Source organism: Micromonospora endolithica, from assembly GCF_003626595.1.
In the GTDB taxonomy this organism is placed as follows: Bacteria; Actinomycetota; Actinomycetes; order Mycobacteriales; family Micromonosporaceae; genus Micromonospora; species Micromonospora endolithica.
This window is the reverse complement of sequence record NZ_RBAK01000004.1, coordinates 210880-230254: the sequence shown is the minus strand read 5'-3', so window position 1 is coordinate 230254 and position 19375 is coordinate 210880. Positions and strand designations below refer to the sequence as shown.

Genomic DNA, 19375 nt, shown 5'->3' with positions numbered 1-19375 from the left:
TCACCACCGCTCGGGCAGGTCGAGCAGGAGGCGGCGGCGCGGCGCGTCCGGGCCCGGGGTCGCCGGCCAGCGCTCCGGCAGGTACGCGGCGGCCCGCTCGCCGTACTCGGCCGCCCACCGCGGGTCGGGCCAGCGGCGGACTCCGTCGGTGTAGAGCGGGTTGGGTCGCAACGGGCTCGCCGGGGCGGGCCGCAGCAGGGCCGGGTCGGCCGGCGCGGCGGCGGCGTCCCGGGCCAGGCCGACGGCTTCGGTGCGAGCCAGCGCGGCCGGGTCGGCCGCGGCGGGCAGCCGCCCGGCGACCGCCGCCACGGTGAGTTCCTCCTCGGCGTACGCGTCGGCGCCCGGCAGCAGGGCCGTCCAGCCCTCGGGTGGCAGCGGTAGCCCCGCCGTGCCGGACGGGTGCCGCGCGTTGTGCAGGTGACCCAGGAGCACCGCTCCCCCGGGCCCGGCACAGGCGAGCGCGGCGGCCACCACGGCGGCCTTGTCCGGCAGGAAGTACAGGGCGTCGTGGCAGGCCACGTGCCGGGGCGCCGCGGACGGCGGCAGCGGCCAGGCGGCGGTCAGGTCGGCGCACACCAGCGCCACCGGCGCGCCCGGCGGCAGCACGAACCGGCGGGCCAACCACAGCTTGGCGAAGACCACGTCCACGCCGGTCGCCTCGGCCTGGCCGTGCGCGACCAGGTGCCGCAGCAGGTGCCCGGCACCGCAGGCCAGATCGACCACCGGCCGCCCGTTCGGCGGGTGCGCGGCGGTGAGCGACAGCGCCGCCAACCAGCTCGGATCCGACCAGCGATGCAGGAAGTACACCCCGACCCGGCCGAGCCGGAGCAGGTCCACCGCCTCGCGCAGGCTGGTCGCGCGCAGCGCGGCCCGGAGCTGTGCCGCCGCAGGCGGCTCGCCGTCCCACCAGTCGTCGGCGTCGGCGAGCAGCACCACGGCGGCCTGGTCGGGATCCCCCGCGTCGAGCGCGGCCACCGCCCGTTCCCGCAGGTCGTCCCGATCCGGGCGCAGCCAGGGGATGGTCTCCACCACCGGCCAGCGGCGCACGCCGTCGGTGAGGGTGTGGGGCGTGTCGGCGCGCAGGGGGGTGCCGTCGGGTCCGCGCCACGCGATCGCGGTGCCGGCGGGCACCGCCCGTACGGCGGTCACAGCCCGGCCGCCCGGAGCACCGCCCGGTGATAGTCCACCACCGGACCGTCGTGCACGAGCGCCAGGTCGACCAGGGCCTGCTCGACGGTGAACGCGGCGGCGCGGGCGTGATGGTGCACCTGGAGCACCCGGTCCAGCACGTCCGCGGCGTGGAAGGTACGCCCGAGCGGGGTCTCCGCGTCCACCCGCGACGCCATCGTCGCGGTGACGCGGGCGGCCAGCCCGGCGGGCAACTCGGCCAACTCCCCGTCGGTGAGCCTGCTGGTCATCGGTTCGAGGTACGCGCCGAGCAGCAGTTCACCGGCGAACCCGGCGTCGGGCAGCCGGGCGTTGTGCAGGTGGTGGGCCAGGCCGAGCAGGAACGCCTCCGCCGGGTCGGCGCCGGTGTCGTCGGCGAGCAGCGCGCCGTACACGGCCACCGCCCAGCAGTGCTCGGCGTGGTTCTCGGCCGGTTCGACCACCAGCCGGGGCCGTCCCGCGGCGGTGGCACCGGCGCGCGGCTGCCGGCGCAGCGCGGTCACGAACGGCGGAACCGGTACGTCCGGCTCACCCGGGGTGACCAGCCGCGGCAGCGCGGCGCGGACCCGGCGGCCGGTGCTCGGGTGCAGGGAGCCGACCAGTTCGTCGACGGCCCGGGCCAGGACCGTCTCCACCTCGGTGGCGTCCAGGCCGCAGGCGAGCAGGGTCGCCGCGTCGACGCCACCGAGGCGGGCTCCGGCCAGCGCGGCGGCGCACTCGCGGTCGGCGACGGTGGCCGGGTCGGCGCCACCCACCAGCGCCGCCCAGGACCGCGCGAACGACCGTTCGGCCACCGAGCCCTCGGCGTGGGCGACCCGGACCCGTTTGAGGTCGCCGACCTGGCGCAGCGTGGGCGTCACGGCGGCCAGCCGGTCCACCGGTGGCGCCGCCAACGCGGTGGTCATGCCGGCGCGTCCAGCCAGTCCAGCAGCACCCGTTCCTGCGCGTGCAGCGCGTGTTCCGGGGTCCGACCGTCCCGGGTGACCGGAGCCTTGAAGAAGTAGCCGAACTGCTCCTGCGCGCCGCTGGAACCCCGGCGGGCGGCCTCCGTCATGAGCCGCGCCAGGTCCAGCACCAGCGGCGCGGCGAGGATCGAGTCCCGGCACAGGAAGTCGACCTTGAGCTGCATCCGCTGCCCGAGGAAACCGATCAGGTCGACGTTGTCCCAGGCCTCCTTGGCGTCACCACGCGGCCGGTAGTAGTCGATCCGGACCACGTGGTCGTCCACGTCGTAGCCGAGGATCTGGTTGAGCACCGAACCCTTGGTGTCCAGCTTGCTGGCCAGCGACGACGGATCGTCCAGGATCTGCCCGTCCCGGTTGCCCAGGATGTTGGTCGAGTACCAGCCCTCCACGGTCAACGCCCGGGACCGGAACGCCGGGGCGAGCACCGTCTTGATCAGCGTCTGACCGGTCTTGCCGTCCTTGCCGGCGACCGGCACACCCTCCCGCTCGGCCAGTTCCAGCAGCGCCGGCACGTCGGCGCCCAGGCTGGGCGTGAAGTTGACGTAGGGGCAGCCCTCCCGGATCGCCGCGTACGCGTACAGCAGACCGGGGGTGATGGCCGGGTCGTCGGCGTCCAGCCCCGCCTCGAACCCGTCGAGGCTCCGCAGCACCGGCGACGCCAGGTCCGGTCGGGCCTCGGTCGAGGCCAGGTTGACCACCACCACCCGCTGTGCGGCCTGGGTGGACCGGAACCGGTCCAGGTCGCCGCGCAGGTGGGCCACCCGTTCGCGCAGTGGCCCGATCGGCACCACGTTGGCCCCGGTGGCGTTGCGGCAGTACGCCGGGTCCGCCACGGCGGGCCAGGGCTGGATCTGCCCCAACGGCCCGGCGACGGTGTCGAGCTGCGCCGGTTCCACCACGCGGTGCAGGTGCGCCGCCTTGGCCAGGTCGTCCGGCGCCAGGTCCCAACCGCCGAAGACCATCGACTCGTACGGCACCAGGTCGGTGCGGTGTGCCAGGGGCAGTCCCGACATGTCCCGCATGCCCAGTCGCAACAACTCCACTCCCGCTATCGCCGTGGTCGCGACCGCGCCACCCAGTCCGACCACCGCGACCCCGATGCGCTGCCCCGTCATGCCGCCTCCCGATTCGACCGGGCCGTCCGACCCGAGCCGCCGCCGCGTACCCGTCCCGGCAGCGGTCAGTCATGCGACTCGGTCGATGGCCACCGGCGTCCGGTGATCGGTCGATGGCCCGGAGGTGGTCAGGCCGGCAGCCACGAGGTGGTGGGTTGCAGGACGGCTTCCCGCAGGGCGTCGGTGCGCCACCGGGTGACCTCCTGGTATTCCGGGTCGGCGACCATCCGGCTGAAGGCCAGCCGGCTCGGGTACCGCACCAGCAGCACCGCGTCCCACGCCTGCCCCTCCTCGGCGACCAGGGCCGGTCCGCCGTCGCCGGCGTAGAGCACCTCGCCGCCGTGGCGCGGCAGGAACGTCTCCCGCAGAGCGGCGGCGTAGCGCGCGTACGACTCCCGTCCGCCGTCGGCGAAGCGCAGAAGATTCAACATCACCACCGGCCCCTCAGGGTCGGCGGCAAGGAACTGCTTCAGATCACGGCCGGTCGGGTCGACTGCCATCGGTGCCTCCGGTCTGCTCGTCGGTGCCGACATGACACCACGGGCACCCGCGCTCAGCGATGACAGATCGTCGTACGTGGCCGCCCCCTCCGGTGGAAAACGGCGAAAGCGGAACGCGGTGCCGGCCGGCTTCATAGGGTGCGAACGGGGTGGCCGACCCGCACCGACCGGCGGTCTCCGCAGGCCCGTCGCCCACCTGACGCACCTGAGGAGACCCCGTGGCACCTGTTCGCCGCCGCCGATCCGGTCCGCCACCATGGCGGCGCCGACTCACGCCGCGCGCGCGGCGTGGGGCGGGCCGGCGCCTTGGCGCCGCGGTGCGGCTGCTGATCGCGCTGACGCTGGCCGGCGGGGTGTACGCGGCTTTCGCGCCATCCGCGCAGGCGCAGGAGGAGCCCCGGTTCAGCGGTGCCGCCGCGGAGGGTGAGGCGTTGTTCGACGTCGGATGCGTCACCTGCCACGGGCGCAGCGCCGGTGGCGTGCAGGGGCGGGGTCCGAGCCTGGTGGGCGTGGGCGCGGCGTCGGTCGAGTTCCAGGTCGGCACCGGGCGGATGCCGCTGGCCCGGCAGGAGGCCCAGGCGATGCGCAAGCCGCCGCAGTACAGCGACGAGGAGGTCCGCCAACTGGCGGCCTACATCCAGGAGATCGGCGGCGGGCCGGTGGTTCCCGACGGCATCGGTGACCAGCTGGGCGAGGCCGACCTGACCCGGGGCGGGGAGTTGTTCCGGATCAACTGCTCGCAGTGCCACGCCTTCGGCGGTGGCGGAGGCGCCCTGTCCTCCGGCAAGTACGCACCGAGCCTGTACCCGGCGTCGGACCGGACGATCTACGCGGCGATGCTCAGCGGCCCGCAGAACATGCCGGTGTTCGGCGACAGCCAGCTCACCCCGGAGCAGAAGGTCGACCTCATCGCCTACATCCAGCAGGTGGTGCAGGACGACCGCGACCCGGGCGGGTTCAACCTCGGCCGCTACGGTCCGTCCACCGAAGGCCTGGCGATCTTCCTGGTCGGTATCGTCGTGCTGGTCTTCGCCAGCCTCTGGATCGCGGGTAAGTCGTGACCGCGCGCACCGAGCGACAGGGCCGGCCGCCGGCGGACCTCGACGACCCGGGGCTGACCCGCTTCGAGGTGGTCCGTGCCGGGGCGCGCCGCGACGACATCGAGATCGTCCACTACGAGCCGCAGGTCGCCGCCGGCTCGAAGGCCGAGCAGCGGCTGGCCCGTACCGTGGCGGTCCTCTTCCTGGTGGCGGCGGTCGCCGCGACCGCCTTCCTCGTCGTCTACGTCTGGTGGCCGTGGCGGTACCGGCTGGTCGGCGACATCGAGGAGTTCTACACCCCGCTGCTCGGTGTGACTCTCGGCGTCGCGCTGCTCGCGCTGGGCTTCGGCGTGCTGGTCTGGGGCAAGAAACTGTTACCGAAGGAGGTGTCGATCCAGGACCGGCACGACGAGCCCTCCCCCACCGACGATCGGCGAATCGCCGCCCAGACCATGCTCTACCTGGCCGACGAACTCGGCGTCCGGCGACGTCCCCTGCTCGGGGTGTCCCTGCTCGCCGGCCTGCTCCCGGTCGGAGCGGTCGCCGCCGCTCCACTGGTCGGCGGCCTGATCAAAGACCCCCACGACGACCAGGAACTGTTCCGCACCGGGTTCGCCCCCGCCGACGACAACGGCGCCATCACCAGGATCCGCCTGGTCCGGGAGGACGGACGGCCCGTCCGGCCGCTGGAGATCCTGCCCGGTGGTCAGGTCACCGTGTTCCCGGGAATCCCGCACGGGGTCAGCAACGCGCACGCGGACTCCGTCACCCTCCTCATCCGGCTCCGCGCCGAGGACGCCCTCGTCGCGCGGGAGAACAACCGGGAAGCCGGCAAGCAGGACTGGATGTGGGGCGACTTCATCGCCTACTCGAAGATCTGCACCCACGCCGGCTGCCCCGCGAGCCTCTACGAGCAACAGACGAACCGGCTGCTCTGCCCGTGCCACCAGTCCCAGTTCCTGATCACCGACAACGCCCGGCCCATCTTCGGACCTGCCAGCCGGCCGCTGCCGCAACTGCCCATCGAGGTCGACGACGAAGGCTTCTTCGTCGCCACCTCCGACTACCAGGAGCCCATCGGCCCCGACTTCTGGGAGCGCCCGTGACCCGGCGCTCGCTTCGGAGGTCGGCCCGATTCGCCAGGTTCTCCTCGCGGGTGACGCTGGTACCCACGATCGCAGGTCTGCTGCTTGCCGGCTGCGGCGCGGGGCAGATCGCCGAGACGGCCGAGAAGGAGCCCTCCATCCAGGGCGTCAACGTCAAGACCGACAACGGCGAGTACGCGGTTCGGGGCCTGGTCCTTGAGTTTCCCGGTGCCGACGGTTACCCGGCCGGCGGCACCGCGCTGCTCAGCGCCGTCATCTACAACGACTCGAAGGGCCCGGTCACGGTGACCGTCACCACGCGGGATGCCCGCGACGTCGTCATCGTGGGCGGGGAGGGGGCCATCCCCCCGTTGCCGGCCACGCCCACCGGCCCGGAGAGCCCGGGTGGTTCCCCGTCACCGGACGAATCGCCGCAGGATCCCGGCCCGGCGACCGAGGCGGCGCGGGTCGAACTCCCCCCGCTGAGCTTCGTGCGGTTCAACCAGCAGGCCGGGCGCCAGTTCGCGCTCCTCGGACTGGACGAGTCCCTGCGTTCGGGGCAGAACGCCTACGTCACGTTCGACTTCGGCAACGGGCAACGCGTCACCGCCCCGGCCCCGGTCGCCGCCCCGCTGACCCCCGTCGCACCGCCCCCGCCGATCATCGAACCCGAGGAGGCCGAGATCGACGACGGAGCCGAACGAAACGATTGATCCGACGCCCGACCCACCGGTCACCTCCGGATACCGGGAGCGGCGATCCGCGTCCCGTCGCTCCCGGTCCCGCGACCCGGCAGAGACGTTCTCGTCCGCGCCCCGGCAAGGAGACCGATGCCGTCACCCGGCGGGCGGTGGTGCCCCGGTCGTGGATTCCTTCCCGCCGCCGACCGGGGACGCGGTGGCGGACGGGGCAGCGGTGGTCGGCGCAATGGGCGAGCCGCTGGGTGGCGGGCTGGCGGTGGACTCGTCGTCGGGCGGCGGCGACACCGGGCCTTCGGTCGGTGTCGGGTCGGCACTCGGCGAAGGGTCGGCACTCGGCGAGGGGTCGGTAGTCGGCGAGGGGTCGGTAGTCGGCGAAGGGTCGGCACTCGGCGAAGGGTCGGTGCTCGGCGAGGGGTCGCCTGACGGTGCGGGTGTGGCGGGAACCTCGGGGTCCGCCGTCGCCGAGGGACTCGGGGCATCGCTCACCTCCGGCGTCGGGGAGGGTGGATGGTTGTCCCGCGGAGTCGCGGGTGCCCCGGCCGCGCCCCCGGGTGACCGCGTGGCGGCAGCTTCACCGGACGGCCGCTCTCCCGGTGTCATCGTGGTGACGGAGGAGGCGGTCGGCGTGGCGGAGCGGTCCAGTGAGGCGATCTCGCTGACGACCCGATCGCAGGGGAGGCCGTTGACGGAGAACGTGGCCGGGGATTTCAGGTGGTCCGCCTCGACCGTGCCGCGCAGTGCCGCCGCCAGAGTGGCGCCGGGCGCCAGCTGTGTGGCCGGGGTGAAGGTCACCCGGCGGTGCTCCTGGTTCCAGGCTCTGCCGGCGGTGAGCACACGGTGCCCCGGAGGCAGCGCGAACGCCAGTGACCAGTCGCGCAACCACTGCGCGCCCGTGTTGGTCACGGTGAGGTCGGCGCGGAAGCTGCCGTCGGGCAGGTGCCGGGCGGTGTAGCGGGCGGCGCAGCTACCGGCTTGCGCCTCGGCGCCCCCGGTGTCGCTGTCCGCGGCATCGTCGAGCGCGGTGAGGCCCGGCAGTTGACCGACGAGCACCGCGGCGAGCACGACCGCCGGCACGCCGACGGCGACACGGGTGCCGAGCCCGCGCCGGCCCAGGGCACCGGCGGCCCGGACGGTTCCGCGCCGGGTCCTTCCGACGCGGGGCGTGGTCCTGGGCCCGCCGGTCAGCTGACGGGTCGAGCCGGCGGTGGCCGGTAGCTCCGCCACCGGGCCCGCCGGCCGCACCGCCGCCCCCGGGACGCCCCGGAGGACGGCTGCCACCTCGGCGGCCGCCGGTCGGTGGACCGCGTCCGGTGACAGGCAACGCCGCACCAGAGCGGCCGCCTCGTCGGGCAGTTCGGGTACCGGAGGGACCTCGATCTCGCCCCCGCGGCGCCGCAGCTCGGCGGGGCTCCGCCCGGTGGCGCACTCGACCAACACCAGCCCCAGGGCGAAGACGTCACCCGCCGGTGCCGCCGTGGCACCGGCCGCCTGCTCCGGTGCCAGGTAGGCCGGCGTACCCCAGATCACTCCCGCCTGGTCGGCGGGATCCTGGCCGACCCCCGCGGCGATACCGAAGTCGACGACCTTGATCCCCCGGGAACCGAGCATCACGTTCGCGGGCTTGACGTCCCGGTGGACGAGTCCATGTGCGTGCGCGGCGGCGAGGGCGTCCGCCACCGCGGCGCCCAACCCGGCGGTCTCGCGCCAGGACAGCCGGCCCGACCGGCGTACGCGGGCGGCGAGACTCTCGCCGTCCACGAACTCCATCACGAGGAAGGGGGCCCGTCTCCTGCCCCGGCGCCGGTGCTCGCCGTAGTCGTAGACGCCGGCGATGTGCGGGTGATCGAGCTTCGCCGCGGCGAGCGCCTCACCGCGCAGCCGCTCGCGCGCCACCGGGTCGTCCAACAGCTGCGGGGAGAGCATCTTCACCGCGACCGTGCGCTGCAACCGCAGGTCGAAACCCCGCCAGACCACCGCCATGCCGCCCTGGCCGACCGACTCGTCGAGTCGGTAGCGCTGCTGCAGGAGCCGCACGTGTTCGTCTCCCCTGTCGTCGTCCGACGTCGGCACGGTCAGGGCGGGGCCAACACCCGGTGCCAACGGCCCGTCAACTGTCGGCGGTACCCGGCCGCCGTACGCCAAAACCCCTGCTCAACAGCCGTACGGCGAATGACGGCGATCGTCATGTGACCGTCATGGTTTCGCGATCGCTCCGCCACATGACGTGCGGTGCAGGGCTCGTTCTCGCGATGGTCGACACACCCTCCAGCGCGTCCTAGGACACTGGCCTGGGGCGGGACGAGCCGGCCTCGCCGGCGTTAATTTATGGCGACCTCGATGATCGTCGAGTGATGATGGCCGACGTGGCGGAAGTCGAGGTCGTCGTCGCCCACGCCGAGCGGGCGACCCTGCGGGTCGGTGAGGTGTTCCTGAAGATCGACGCTGATCAGGCGCGTGTCGACGTCGAGGTCGAGGCGATGGCCCTGGCACCGGTCCCGACTCCGCAGGTGTTGTGGCGCAAGCCGCCCGTGCTCGCGCTCGCCGCCCTCTCCGGGACAGCACTCGGCCGCCTCGGCGAGCCGTCGACGGCGTCGGCGGCGGCGTGGGCCGCGGCGGGTGCCGCCGTCCGGATGCTGCACGACTCGCCGCTGCCGCCGTGGCCCGGCCGGAGCCTCGACGAGTTGGCATCGCGCCTCGACGGCGAATGCGAGTGGCTGGTCAGGCACGGCGCTCTCCCCACCGACCTGGTGACGCGCAACCGCCAGGTGGCCGAGTCCGCGCTGCGGCCGTGGACACCGGTGTTCACGCACGGCGACCTCCAGATCACCCACGTGTTCGTCGACGGTGACACGGTCACCGGAGTGATCGACTGGTCCGAGGCGGCCCAGGGCGATGCCCTGTACGACCTCGCCGTTCTGACGCTCGGACACGAGGAGCGCCTTGACGATGTGGTCGCCGGCTACGGCGCGGATGTCGACCTCGACGTGATCCGCGGGTGGTGGTCGTGGCGAAGCCTGGTGGCGGTCCGCTGGCTGGTCGAGCACGGCTTCGACCCGTCCTCGCCAGGCTGCGAGATCGACGTGCTCAGATCCCGGATGTGAGGCGGGAAGCGCTCGTCCCCGCGGACGCCGCTCCCGGAGCCGTCGGCGGGGTCAGGGCTGGACGGGCTGGGCCAACGATCGGGCCAGGCGCTCGCCGTCGGGCCACGCGCCGAACCCGGTCTTGGAGTCCAGGTGCCCGACCGCGCCCGCGTCGAACAGTTCCGAGCCCCAGTCCCGCGCGTACGCCTCGAATTGCGCGAACGTGGCATGCGGGTCGTTGCGACTGGCGACCAGGATCGACCGGAAGGGCAATGGCTCGCGTGGCACCTGGTCGATGAAGACATCGACGGTCTCGTGCGGGTCGGGAGTCCAGTCCGGATCCAGGTACGGCGGCGTGACCAGCAGGGCGGCGCGGACCGGCCCGACGTGCTGGCTGGCCCAGACCGCGACGGTCAGGCATCCGGCGCTGTGCGCCACGAGGATCGCCGGCTCGTCGTCGGCGCTGATGGCGGCGCGCAGCGCGGCGGCCCGGTCGGCGGCGACGTACGGGGGCCCGGGCGGTTCAGGCGCCCACTGGAACTCCGGGTGGTCCCTGACCCACCTGCGCGACCAGTGGTCGGGAAAGGGGACTCCTCGACCGGGCACGACAAGCCAACGCGTCATGCTCTGGAGGGTAGTGCGACGCTCCCCCGGGCTCGTGCCGTGCGGTGGTCAGTCGCTGATCGGCGGGGAGCGAGACGACCGCCCGGAAACCGCAATGCCTGGTGAGTTAGAACCCCGATCGGGTGGGCCCGAACCTCACTGCGGTCATCAGCGTCGAGGCGCCGCTTGACGTAGCTGTGGAACTATCCGGATGGGACCGTCCGGGTGGCTTGGACGGCCCGGCGCAGCCGGCCGTCAGCAGCCAACTCCCCGAACATGTAGATCTCCGTGGTGATGGCGGCGCCCTTACCCAACTCCGCGATGAGCCGGTACCGGGCGGCGACATGGTCGCCGTCCACCAGCGCCTGCTCCACCTCGACACGGAGACCAACTGCCCGCTTGCGGGCCGGACGGATGTGGTCCAGCAGCCGCTTCCGGTCCAGCAGCACGCCATCGTTGACCAGCTCGTAGTCCGGCGTGTGGTAGCGGTCGAGCACGGTCTCCGGGTCCTCGTCGCCCAGTCCCGCTTCCCGCGGATAGTGGATCAGATAGTTGGTCAGGTCGGTGCGGGGCGTCATTCGATCTCCCCAGAACGACTTATCTTTGACATGGTGTCCACGATAATGCCGGGCAGTAGATTAGACAACATGTCAGAGATAACGGGGGGTCGGCGGCGTCGGCGGCGTTCGGACGCCGAGCGCAGCGCCGCCGCCGTGCTCGACGCGGCCGTCGAGGTGCTCGGTCGGCAGCCGGACGCGAAGGTGGAACAGGTTGCCGCCGCGGCTGGCGTCACCCGCCAAACCGTTTATGCCCACTACCCGTCGAGGCCACTGCTGGTGGCCGCGGTCATCGACCGCATCACCGCCGAAGCCGTCGCCGCCCTCGACGCCGCCGACGTCGACAGCGGCACGGTCACCGAGGCGCTGCTGCGCTGGCTGGACGTCACCTGGCGGCTGTTCGACCGGTACCCGCTGCTCCTGCACCCGTCGGCGACCTCCGCCGACCAGGCGGACTCCGAACGTCAGCATGCCGCGGTCAACGAGCGCCTGGAGCGGCTGATCAGGCGCGGCCAGGCCACCGGCGAGTTCGACGGCACCCTCAGCCCGGCCTGGTTGGTCTCCGCGACCATCGCGCTCGGCCATGCGGCCGGCGGCGAGGTCGCCGCCGGCCGGATGAGCACCGCGCAGACCGCGGCCGCGCTACGCCACAGCATCCTGCGCCTCTACGGCGCCCGCCAGCCCTGATCGACGGCGGCCTCTGCCTTTGGGCGCACTCGGCGTTCACCGGTGCGCCCCGCCCGCCAGCGCACGAACCTCAATGCCGCGGTCGAGGGGCCACGCACCGCCGGTCCGTCAGGGCCCGGCCGACGACGGTTACCGAAGCTGAACGACCGGCCGTCGACGGGCCCCGGTCGGTCACGAGGACCGCATACCTGTCTGGATACGACGGGAGCGCAGCTTGTCCACCCACCGGGTGCGTTCCGCCTTCTCGGTGGCGGTGGTGACGGTGCCCGGCAGGCTCTTGTTGTTGGTACAGGTACCCGGATGGCAGTGGTCGAGCCTGTAGTCGGTGCGGGCGCTGGTGTTCCTGGTGGTGATCCACGCGTTGCCGACGACGTTGTCGCGAGCGGTGTTGTGGGTCCAGACGCCCTCGGGGATGTGCCGGTAGCAGCAATCCCAGACGTAGATGCCGACGAAGTGGTGGCGCAGGGGACGTCCGTCGGGCAGGCGTCCGGAGGACACGACGCGGTTGCCGGCGAGGAGGTTGTGATGGCCGGCGGCGATGAGCATGCCGACGTTGGCCACGGAGACGACCGAGGAACGTCTCCTGCACGACGTCGTCGACCTCGGCGGGGGGCACCGGCCGGGCGATAGTCGCCCGTACCGTCGGCAGGTGTCGACGGAAAAGCTCGTCGAGGGCAGCTCGATTTCCGGCTCGGCCTTCGTTCACCAATCGGGCGTCGATCCTGTTAGTCATGATGTACCTCTAAGTCACCGCGAAATGGCCGGCACGAACCGTACCGCATCTTTGCCTGTCGGCTAATCTCGATCACCGTATCGGCGCGACCAATTTCGACACCCGAAAACTGCTATCTGGAGCCCTCGAAGTTCTCGCACCGGACCCCACACATATTCGCGCTGCTGCCCCGGCATCCGCGTGATCTGCCGGTCGCCCCCCCGGCGATCACCGGCGTCGGCACTTGATCCCGCTCCAGATCCGGTGTACGAGAAGGGATTCGACACACCGGCCGGCCGGACACCCCTTCCGTCAGATGGCAATCCGAGCGGCACCCTGCGGCGAATCCGACGTCGCCGTCCCGCGATCGAACGTCGCCTGCGTGGACCCACCCCCGGCACCGATAACACTTACCGCATCATCACCAAGGCTTGACACCCACCGACAATGCATTGAAGAATGCGAATCACAGTGGCAGCGGCGTGCTTCTGTAACCGTCCCTTCGCGACCCTCGGAGTTCGCCGTGTCTCTTCCGCTGTCCCGTCGCCGCCTGCTGACCGCCGGCGGCGCTGGTCTCGTCCTCGCCGGCCTCGCTGAGCCTTTCCGCGCCAGCCCCGCCCGCGCCGCCGTCACCACCGCCGACCTGGTCGTCTACGGCGCCACCTCCGGCGGGCTGGCCGCCGCCGTCACCATGCGCCGCCTCGGCCGCACCGTGGTGGTGGTGGAGCCGACCAGCCATGTCGGCGGGCTGAGCACGGCGGGCCTGGGCGCCACCGACACCGGTGTGCAGGCGTCCATCGGCGGCCTGGCCGCCGAGTTCTACCGCCGGATCCACGTGAAGTACCACGGCGGCACGGTCACGCCGACCTCCCCGCTGCGGATGACCTTCGAACCCCGGGTGGCCGCCGCGGTCTTCGCCGACCTGCTCGCCGAGGCCGGTGTCCCGGTAATCACCAACGCCCGGCTGACCGGCCTGGGCCGCACCGGCACCCGGATCACCGAGTTGCGCACCGAGGACGGGTCGGTCTACCGGGGCGGTGTCTTCGTCGACGCGACCTACGAGGGTGACCTGTTGGCCATGGCCGGGGTCAGCTTCACCGTCGGACGGGAGTCGAACGACGCCTACGGCGAGACCATCAACGGGGTGCAGTCCCGCGGCACCCACCAGTTCGCCCACCCGGTGGATCCGTACGTCACGGCCGGCTCACCGGCCAGCGGCCTGCTACCGGGCATCTCGCGCACGCCGCTGGCGCCGCAGGGCAGCGGTGACGACCGGATCCAGGCGTACTGCTTCCGGATGTGCCTGACCCAGTCGGCCGACCGGATCCCCTTCGCGAAGCCGTCCGGGTACGACCCGGTCGACTACGAGTTGCTGCTGCGCCACATCCAGGCCGGGTACGCCGGCCCGTACTTCACCACCCACTCGGTGGGCGGCGGCAAGACCGACTCGAACAACAACGGCGCGGTCTCCACCGACCACATCGGCTACAACTACACCTACCCGACGGCGAGCTGGGCCGCTCGGGAGAGCATCATCGCCGAGCACCGCAACTATCAGCAGGGGCTGATGTGGTTCCTGGCCAACGATTCCCGACTGCCGGCGACGGTGCGCGACTCCACCGCCCGGTGGGGCCTGCCGGTCGACGAGTTCACCAGCACCGGCGGGTGGCCGCCGCTGCTCTACATCCGGGAGGCTCGCCGGATGGTCTCCGCGTACGTGATGACCGAGCACGACTGCCGGGGCGCCACCCGGGCCGCCGATTCGGTGGGTCTGGCCAGCTACACGATGGACTCGCACAACTGTCAGCGGGTGGTCGTCGACGGCAGGGTACGCAACGAGGGCGACGTGCAGGTCGGGGTGCCGGCGCCGTACCCGGTGAGCTACCGGTCGATCGTTCCGCACCAGACGCAGTGCGCCAATCTCCTGGTGCCGGTCTGCCTCTCGGCGAGCCACATCGCGTACGGCTCGATCCGGATGGAGCCGGTCTTCATGATCCTGGGGCAGGCCGCGGCCACCGCGGCGTCCCTGGCGCTCGCCGGTGACCAGGTCGTGCAGGGGGTGTCCGTGTCTGCCCTCCAGTCCCGGCTGCGTTCCGACGGCGCGGTGCTGGACTGGTCGCCGGGTGGCGAGGTGATCGTGGACAACGCCGCCGCGAGCGGGGTCACCCGTGCCGGCACCTGGCTGCGCAGCAGTGCCATCGGTGGCTACTACGGCGTCGACTACGAGCACGACGGCAACACCGGCAAGGGGGTCAACCGGCTGCGGTTCCGTCCGACGCTGCCGGCGGCCGGGGCGTGGACGGTGCAGTTGCGCTGGACCGCCCACGAGAACCGGGCCAGCAATGTACCGGTGGACATCACGTACTCGGGTGGGATGGCCACGCGGACGGTGAACCAGCGACAGTCCGGCGGCCAGTGGATCTCCGTCGGCACCTTCACCTTCGCGGCCGGAAGCAACGGAAGCGTCCTCATCCGCACCGACGGTACCGACGGCCACGTGGTCGCCGACGCGGCCCGATTCGTCCGCGCGTGACACGAGCCTCGCGCCGGTCACCGTCCGCCCGGCGCTGATGACAGGAGGGGAGCCGGCGCTCAGCGGCCGACGGCCAGCGTGGCGAGGAACCCGTCGGTCAGTTCGGTCTGCCGCTGGGCGGTGAATCGGGCCGGGTCGAACAGCGCCTGCACGACGAGCCCGTGGGTGAACGACAGCACGGTGGAGGCGACGTGGTCCGGTTCGCCCGCGGGTAGCTGCCCGAGTTCCTGGGCGTCGGCGACACATTCCCGCAGCGACTCCCGGATGCGCTCGTATCGTGCGGCCTGCGCGGCGAACAGGTCCGGATCGGACAGGGCCACGTCCCACGAGCCGAGCCAGATCCGGTTCATCGCCGCCGCGTCCGGGGTCAACGGCAGAATGTTGAGCACGTGGGTACGCAGCGCGGGCAGGCCGGGTGCGGGTACGGCCCGCCGCGGTCGGTGCGTGGTGCGCGTCTCCAGGATGTCGAGAGCGTGGGCGATCAGCTCACGCTTGCCCGCGAAGTAGTGGGTGACCAGGCCGGTGGAGGCGCCCATGGCGGTGGCCACCGCACGCAGGGTGAGCCCGCCGAAGCCGTGCTCGGCGAGCACCTGCCAGACCGCCGCGGAGACGTCTTCGCGGCGGGAGGCGTGGTCGGCACGGGCGGGCGGCATCCGTGCTAGCTTACATACCAAACGTTTGTTATGCACCTGCCGGACACCTCGGGAGGACCGATGTACGCCCCCCTCACCGCCGCCGCCGAACTGCGGCCGCTGGAGTCCTGGCAGGCCGAGGAGTTCCTGGCCAACCTGGACCGGTGCCGGGACCACATCAAGCCCTGGGTGGGAGCCTCGTTCGTCGCCACGGACCTGGCCGGGGCGCGAGACGTGCTGGAGCGCTATGCCGACCGGCGCCGCCGCGACGACGGCGGGATCTGGGGCATCTGGCAGGAGGGCAGGCTCGTCGGCGGAGTCATGTTCGTCTCCTTCGACGTCGGGCAGGGCGTCTGTGAGGCGGGCTGCTGGCTGGAGCCCGGCGCCGAGGGGCAGGGCCTGGTGACGCGGGCCGCCGAACGGATCCTCGACTGGGCGATCCGCGAACGGGGCATCCAGCGGGTGGAGTGGCACACCAAGGCGGGCAACGTACGCAGTGTCGCCGTCGCGAAGCGGCTGGGCATGAGCCGCGACGCCGTGCTGCGCTCGGTCGGCCCCGACGGCCACGGCGGCCGTACCGACGGCGAGATCTGGTCGGTGCTGGCCCCCGAGTGGCGGGCGCGCTCGATCGCGGCCGATGACGACAGAGCCCAGATCGACCGGCTCGTCGCGTCCTTCTTCGCACTGTTCACCAACGCCGACGGTGCCGTGCCCGACGTCGGGTCGATCCACCGGCTGTTCGCCTCCGGCGGCGTGATCGTCCAGGGCGGGCCGCAGCAGCAGATCTGCGACCTGGAGACCTTCGCCGCCCCGTGGCAGAAGCTGCTCACCTCGGGCGAGCTCACCGGGTTCAGCGAGGAGGAGACCTGGGAGCAGACCGCGATCTTCGGCGATGTCGCGCAGCGGCTGAGCCGTTACCGCAGGCGCGGGGTGCTGAGGGGCGAGCCGTTCACCGGTGCCGGAACGAAGAGCATCCAGTTCCTGCGCACGCCCGACGGATGGCGGATGACCTCGGTCGGCGGGGACGACGACCGCCCGGTCGGGTGAGTCCCCGCTCGACGGGAGGCGGCGGCGGCACCGCCCACCCGCCGGGGCGTCAGGGCTTGCGCGCCACCCCGCCGACGATGGTGTGGTAGGTGGTGGTCTGCGGAGGGATCTCCTCGCTGTCCGGGTGCCACTCGGCCAGCGGCACCAGCCCGGGCGGTAGCAGCTCCAGGTCGCCGAAGAAGCTCGTGATCTCCTCGCGGCTGCGCCACCGACCGGTGCCGAGGGTCTCGTTGAAGACCTTCTCCACCTCCCGTGCCCGCTGCGAGACCTCCGGCTGGGCCTCGCCCGGGTCGTGGAAGTGCGAGATGGCGACGTAGCTGCCGGACGGCAGGGCGGCGATGAGCCGCCGGGCGACACCGGCCGGGTCGTCGTCGTCGTTCAGGTGGTGCAGGATCGCCAGGAGCAGCAGCCCGACCGGCTGGTCGAAGTCGATCAGATCTCGGTCGTGGAGCCGTTCCAGCAGTTCCTCCGGCCGCCGGGCGTCGCCGTCGAGGACGGTGGTGGTGCGGGCGTCGGCGAGCAGCGCCCGACCGTGCGCGAGGGCCATGGGATCGTTGTCCACATAGACCACCCGGGCGTCGGGGTCGACCTGATGGGCGATCTCGTGCACGTTGCCCTGGGTGGGCAGCCCGGAGCCGAGGTCGAGGAACTGGCGGATGCCGGCTTCCGCGGCCAGGTACCGGACCGAACGGCGGAGGAAGGCCCGACACGCCCGCCCCGCCTCCGGGCCGTCCGGCGTCACCCGCATCGCCATCTGGGCGGCGTGCCGGTCGACCGCGAAGTTGTCCTTGCCGCCGAGATAGTAGTCGTACACCCGGGCGATGCTGGGCCGGGTGATGTCGACGCCCGGCGGCGCCACCTGCTCGCTCGTCAACGTTCCGATCCCTCCGAACACGGGCCACGGCTGGTCGCACAGCGGCGGGGAGACCACGACACTCGTGGCTGCCGAACCGATGCCGGCTCACCGAAGTGGGGCCAGCTGAGTCCTGAGAGTAGTGGAGCGGACTCCCGCGCGTCGATCCGCGAGCGCCGGCGGTTCCCGTGGGACCCGGTGTTCGGCCGGCGTCCGCACCGTCATGCCGGCTCGGGCACGCCTCCCGGCTCCCCGTCGTCGGGCATCGGCTCCACCGGCGCGTCCGGCAGCTCGCCAGGCGTACCGGGAAGCAGCTCTTCGACGTTGTCCGGCGCGCGCTCGCCAGGGTCGATGGGCGGATAGACGTCCGGATCGAGGTCAGGATTGGTCATCCGGCAAGTATCCGCCACGACCGGGCGGGCCGCCCCTCGGCGGTGACGGACCGCCGACGACCGATGTCCTCACCCTCGACCGGTAGAGATATCTGACCCGGGTCAGGTAGTTTCTCGGTGTGGGAGCTGATGCGATCGAGCGGGTGCGCGAGTTCAACCGGTTCTACACCCAGCGGCTGGGTCTGCTCACCGACCATTACCTCGGCCTCGACCGGCCGCTCGCGCCGGCCCGGCTGCTCTGGGAGATCGGCGACCGCACCGGCGTACGCGAGTTACGGGACCGCCTCGGCCTGGACTCCGGATACCTGAGCCGGCTCCTGCGGGCCCTCGAGAAGCAGGGCCTGGTCCGCGTCGTTCCCGACCCCGCCGACGGCCGGGCCAGGATCGTCGAGCTCACCGGCGCCGGCCGCCGGGAACGGGTCGCGCTCGACGAGCGGTCCCGGGCCGGCGTCGCGGCCCTGCTGGGCGGCCTCAGCGCCGGTCAACAGGACGACCTCGTGGCCGCCCAGCACCAGGTCCGGCGGCTGTTGCGGCTGGCGACCATCACGGTCACCCGGGTCCCGCCGGACGACGCGCGGGCGTGGCGGTGCCTGCTGCGGTACGCGAGCGAGCTGGCCGAGCGTTTCCCCGAAGGCTACGACGAGGCGACGTTGACCCGGCCCGAGGACCTTGACGGGGCCCTTCTGCTCGCCTGCGAACGGGACAGCCCCGTCGGGTGCGGCGTGTGGGTCCGGCTGGCCCCTGACATCGCGGAGGTCCGTCACCTCTGGACCGACCGGACCACCCGCGGCCTGGGTCTGGGCCGGCGCCTGCTGGAGCGCCTGGAGGCGGACGCCGCCGCGCGGGGGATGGACCTCGTCCGGCTGGGTACCCACCGCAGCCTCACCGAGGCGATCGCGCTGTACCGCGGCAGCGGATACCGGGAGATCGCCCCCTACACCACGTCGCCGTACAACCAGATCTGCTTCGAGAAGCAGCTCGGCCCGCTCGCCCGGTGACCGGGACGGGGCAGGACATGCGGCAGCGTACCCGCGACGAGGTGCTCGGCCGCCTGGCTGAGGCAGTCGGGTCCGTCACCGTCGCACACCCGACACGGGTCGCCGTCGACGGACCGCCCGCCGCCGGCAAGACCACCCTCGCCGACGAGTTGGCCGACGTCCTGCGTGGACAGGGCCGACACGTCATCCGTGCGACGATCGACGACTTCCTCTTCCCCCGGGCGCGGCGCTACCCGCGCGGTGAGTACTCGGCCGAGGGCTGCTACTTCGACACCCACGACCACCACGCGCTGAACCGGGTGCTGCTCGATCCACTCGGTCCCGGCGGAGACCGACGCTTCCAACCCACGGTCTACGACCGCACCGGGGACACCGTGCTCTGTCCGCCGGTCACCACCGCCCCCGCCGACGCCGTGCTCGTCTTCGACGGCGTCTTCCTCCTGCGCCCGGAACTGATTGACCGCTGGGAACTGCGCATCTTCGTGTCGACGGCGCCGGAGACGACCGTGCGGCGTGCGGTGGTCCGAGAGCGTCGGGTGTCGTCCCGGGCCGACGTAGAACGGCGCTGGCGCGAGCGTTACCTGCCCGCCCAGCAGTTCTACCTGGCGAGGGTCCGCCCGATCGATCACGTCGACATCGTCGTGCACAACGACGATCCCCAGCGGCCGGCCTGGGAGACCCGAAGACCCTGACCGCGCCCGACCGGGC

At 72.4% G+C, this 19375-nt stretch carries 20 protein-coding genes and 1 pseudogene; 10 read left to right on the top strand and 11 right to left on the bottom strand.

Translation table 11 applies throughout. From position 1 onward, the window contains the following. The 4 genes from D7223_RS12855 to D7223_RS12840 all read right to left on the bottom strand — a co-directional run bounded on the left by D7223_RS12855 (position 1) and on the right by D7223_RS12840 (position 3747). Complete coding sequence (locus D7223_RS12855; protein WP_202864636.1) at positions 1–1149, bottom strand: class I SAM-dependent methyltransferase; 1149 nt, start codon at positions 1147–1149, stop codon at positions 1–3. Continuing rightward, entirely contained in the window at positions 1146–2072 is a 927-nt protein-coding gene (locus tag D7223_RS12850; RefSeq protein WP_186832203.1) for an HD domain-containing protein, read from the bottom strand. Before D7223_RS12850 ends, D7223_RS12855 begins: the two co-directional genes overlap by 4 nt. Next, a complete protein-coding gene (locus tag D7223_RS12845) occupies positions 2069–3247 on the bottom strand; it encodes an inositol-3-phosphate synthase (RefSeq protein ID WP_120728526.1) in 1179 nt (392 codons plus the stop codon). Before D7223_RS12845 ends, D7223_RS12850 begins: the two co-directional genes overlap by 4 nt. A gap of 128 nt (positions 3248–3375) precedes the next feature. Further along, on the bottom strand, positions 3376–3747 hold the full coding sequence (locus D7223_RS12840) for a DUF1330 domain-containing protein (protein ID WP_120728524.1): 372 nt from the start codon (positions 3745–3747) through the stop codon (positions 3376–3378). A 218-nt stretch (positions 3748–3965) separates the two neighbouring features. On the opposite strand from D7223_RS12840, the gene qcrC reads away from it, so the two are divergent. The 3 genes from qcrC to D7223_RS12825 are packed head-to-tail and all read left to right on the top strand — an operon-like array spanning position 3966 to position 6585. Then, a complete protein-coding gene (gene qcrC, locus D7223_RS12835) occupies positions 3966–4808 on the top strand; it encodes a cytochrome bc1 complex diheme cytochrome c subunit (RefSeq protein ID WP_120728522.1) in 843 nt (280 codons plus the stop codon). Then, the gene (gene qcrA / locus D7223_RS12830; protein WP_120728520.1) at positions 4805–5893 is read left to right on the top strand and encodes a cytochrome bc1 complex Rieske iron-sulfur subunit; all 1089 of its coding nucleotides are present in this window, start codon (positions 4805–4807) and stop codon (positions 5891–5893) included. The genes qcrC and qcrA overlap by 4 nt, the downstream gene beginning before the upstream one ends. A gap of 50 nt (positions 5894–5943) precedes the next feature. Next, entirely contained in the window at positions 5944–6585 is a 642-nt protein-coding gene (locus tag D7223_RS12825) for a hypothetical protein (protein WP_120728518.1), read from the top strand. 123 nt (positions 6586–6708) lie between these two features. On the opposite strand, the gene D7223_RS12820 is transcribed toward D7223_RS12825, so the two are convergent. Next, a complete protein-coding gene (locus D7223_RS12820; protein ID WP_120728516.1) occupies positions 6709–8607 on the bottom strand; it encodes a serine/threonine-protein kinase in 1899 nt (632 codons plus the stop codon). 320 nt (positions 8608–8927) lie between these two features. On the opposite strand from D7223_RS12820, the gene D7223_RS12815 reads away from it, so the two are divergent. Continuing rightward, on the top strand, positions 8928–9674 hold the full coding sequence (locus D7223_RS12815) for an aminoglycoside phosphotransferase family protein (protein WP_186832380.1): 747 nt from the start codon (positions 8928–8930) through the stop codon (positions 9672–9674). A gap of 51 nt (positions 9675–9725) precedes the next feature. Here D7223_RS12815 and D7223_RS12810 read toward each other — a convergent pair whose 3' ends face one another. Both D7223_RS12810 and D7223_RS12805 read right to left on the bottom strand, forming a co-directional pair. Beyond that, positions 9726–10277, bottom strand: a complete 552-nt coding sequence (locus tag D7223_RS12810) for an RBBP9/YdeN family alpha/beta hydrolase (protein WP_120728514.1) — start codon at positions 10275–10277, stop codon at positions 9726–9728. 182 nt (positions 10278–10459) lie between these two features. Beyond that, positions 10460–10834, bottom strand: coding sequence for a nuclear transport factor 2 family protein (locus tag D7223_RS12805; protein ID WP_120728512.1), 375 nt, complete (start codon positions 10832–10834; stop codon positions 10460–10462). A 69-nt stretch (positions 10835–10903) separates the two neighbouring features. Here D7223_RS12805 and D7223_RS12800 point away from each other — a divergent pair, with 69 nt between their 5' ends. After that, on the top strand, positions 10904–11500 hold the full coding sequence (locus D7223_RS12800) for a TetR/AcrR family transcriptional regulator (RefSeq protein WP_186832201.1): 597 nt from the start codon (positions 10904–10906) through the stop codon (positions 11498–11500). Between the two features lie 171 nt (positions 11501–11671). On the opposite strand, the gene D7223_RS12795 is transcribed toward D7223_RS12800, so the two are convergent. Then, positions 11672–12061, bottom strand: coding sequence for a hypothetical protein (locus D7223_RS12795; protein WP_120728509.1), 390 nt, complete (start codon positions 12059–12061; stop codon positions 11672–11674). 88 nt (positions 12062–12149) lie between these two features. Here D7223_RS12795 and D7223_RS32770 point away from each other — a divergent pair, with 88 nt between their 5' ends. Further along, on the top strand, positions 12150–12299 hold the full coding sequence (locus D7223_RS32770; protein ID WP_158610876.1) for a hypothetical protein: 150 nt from the start codon (positions 12150–12152) through the stop codon (positions 12297–12299). 436 nt (positions 12300–12735) lie between these two features. Continuing rightward, complete coding sequence (locus D7223_RS12790; protein ID WP_202864635.1) at positions 12736–14745, top strand: FAD-dependent oxidoreductase; 2010 nt, start codon at positions 12736–12738, stop codon at positions 14743–14745. Between the two features lie 59 nt (positions 14746–14804). On the opposite strand, the gene D7223_RS12785 is transcribed toward D7223_RS12790, so the two are convergent. Beyond that, positions 14805–15398: a TetR/AcrR family transcriptional regulator gene (locus tag D7223_RS12785; protein WP_120728507.1), complete on the bottom strand. Its 594-nt coding sequence runs from the start codon at positions 15396–15398 to the stop codon at positions 14805–14807. Between the two features lie 60 nt (positions 15399–15458). On the opposite strand from D7223_RS12785, the pseudogene D7223_RS33500 reads away from it, so the two are divergent. Further along, positions 15459–16001 (top strand): annotated as a pseudogene (locus tag D7223_RS33500) (GNAT family N-acetyltransferase); the annotation flags it as partial. 472 nt (positions 16002–16473) lie between these two features. Here the strand turns inward: D7223_RS33500 and D7223_RS12775 are convergent. Next, the gene (locus tag D7223_RS12775; RefSeq protein ID WP_120728887.1) at positions 16474–17298 is read right to left on the bottom strand and encodes an SAM-dependent methyltransferase; all 825 of its coding nucleotides are present in this window, start codon (positions 17296–17298) and stop codon (positions 16474–16476) included. Positions 17299–17498: 200 nt separating this feature from the next. After that, entirely contained in the window at positions 17499–17669 is a 171-nt protein-coding gene (locus tag D7223_RS33030; protein WP_186832200.1) for a hypothetical protein, read from the bottom strand. Positions 17670–17788: 119 nt separating this feature from the next. Between D7223_RS33030 and D7223_RS12770 the strand changes: the two genes are divergently transcribed. Continuing rightward, positions 17789–18667 (top strand): MarR family winged helix-turn-helix transcriptional regulator, encoded by an 879-nt coding sequence (locus D7223_RS12770; protein ID WP_202864634.1) that lies wholly within the window; start codon positions 17789–17791, stop codon positions 18665–18667. Positions 18668–18684: 17 nt separating this feature from the next. Continuing rightward, positions 18685–19359 carry a nucleoside/nucleotide kinase family protein gene (locus tag D7223_RS12765; RefSeq protein ID WP_120728505.1) on the top strand — a complete coding sequence of 225 codons (675 nt, stop codon included), beginning with the start codon at positions 18685–18687 and terminating at the stop codon, positions 19357–19359. Positions 19360–19375 lie beyond the last annotated feature (16 nt).

Coding starts and splice junctions, on each gene's coding strand:
- D7223_RS12850 (WP_186832203.1), bottom strand. CDS start 2,072: ATGACCACCGCGTTGGCGGCGCCACCGGTGGACCGGCTGGCCGCCGTG.
- D7223_RS12845 (WP_120728526.1), bottom strand. CDS start 3,247: ATGACGGGGCAGCGCATCGGGGTCGCGGTGGTCGGACTGGGTGGCGCG.
- D7223_RS12840 (WP_120728524.1), bottom strand. CDS start 3,747: ATGGCAGTCGACCCGACCGGCCGTGATCTGAAGCAGTTCCTTGCCGCC.
- D7223_RS12815 (WP_186832380.1), top strand. CDS start 8,928: ATGGCCGACGTGGCGGAAGTCGAGGTCGTCGTCGCCCACGCCGAGCGG.
- D7223_RS12810 (WP_120728514.1), bottom strand. CDS start 10,277: ATGACGCGTTGGCTTGTCGTGCCCGGTCGAGGAGTCCCCTTTCCCGAC.
- D7223_RS12805 (WP_120728512.1), bottom strand. CDS start 10,834: ATGACGCCCCGCACCGACCTGACCAACTATCTGATCCACTATCCGCGG.
- D7223_RS12800 (WP_186832201.1), top strand. CDS start 10,904: ATGTCAGAGATAACGGGGGGTCGGCGGCGTCGGCGGCGTTCGGACGCC.
- D7223_RS12785 (WP_120728507.1), bottom strand. CDS start 15,398: ATGCCGCCCGCCCGTGCCGACCACGCCTCCCGCCGCGAAGACGTCTCC.
- D7223_RS33030 (WP_186832200.1), bottom strand. CDS start 17,669: ATGACCAATCCTGACCTCGATCCGGACGTCTATCCGCCCATCGACCCT.
- D7223_RS12765 (WP_120728505.1), top strand. CDS start 18,685: ATGCGGCAGCGTACCCGCGACGAGGTGCTCGGCCGCCTGGCTGAGGCA.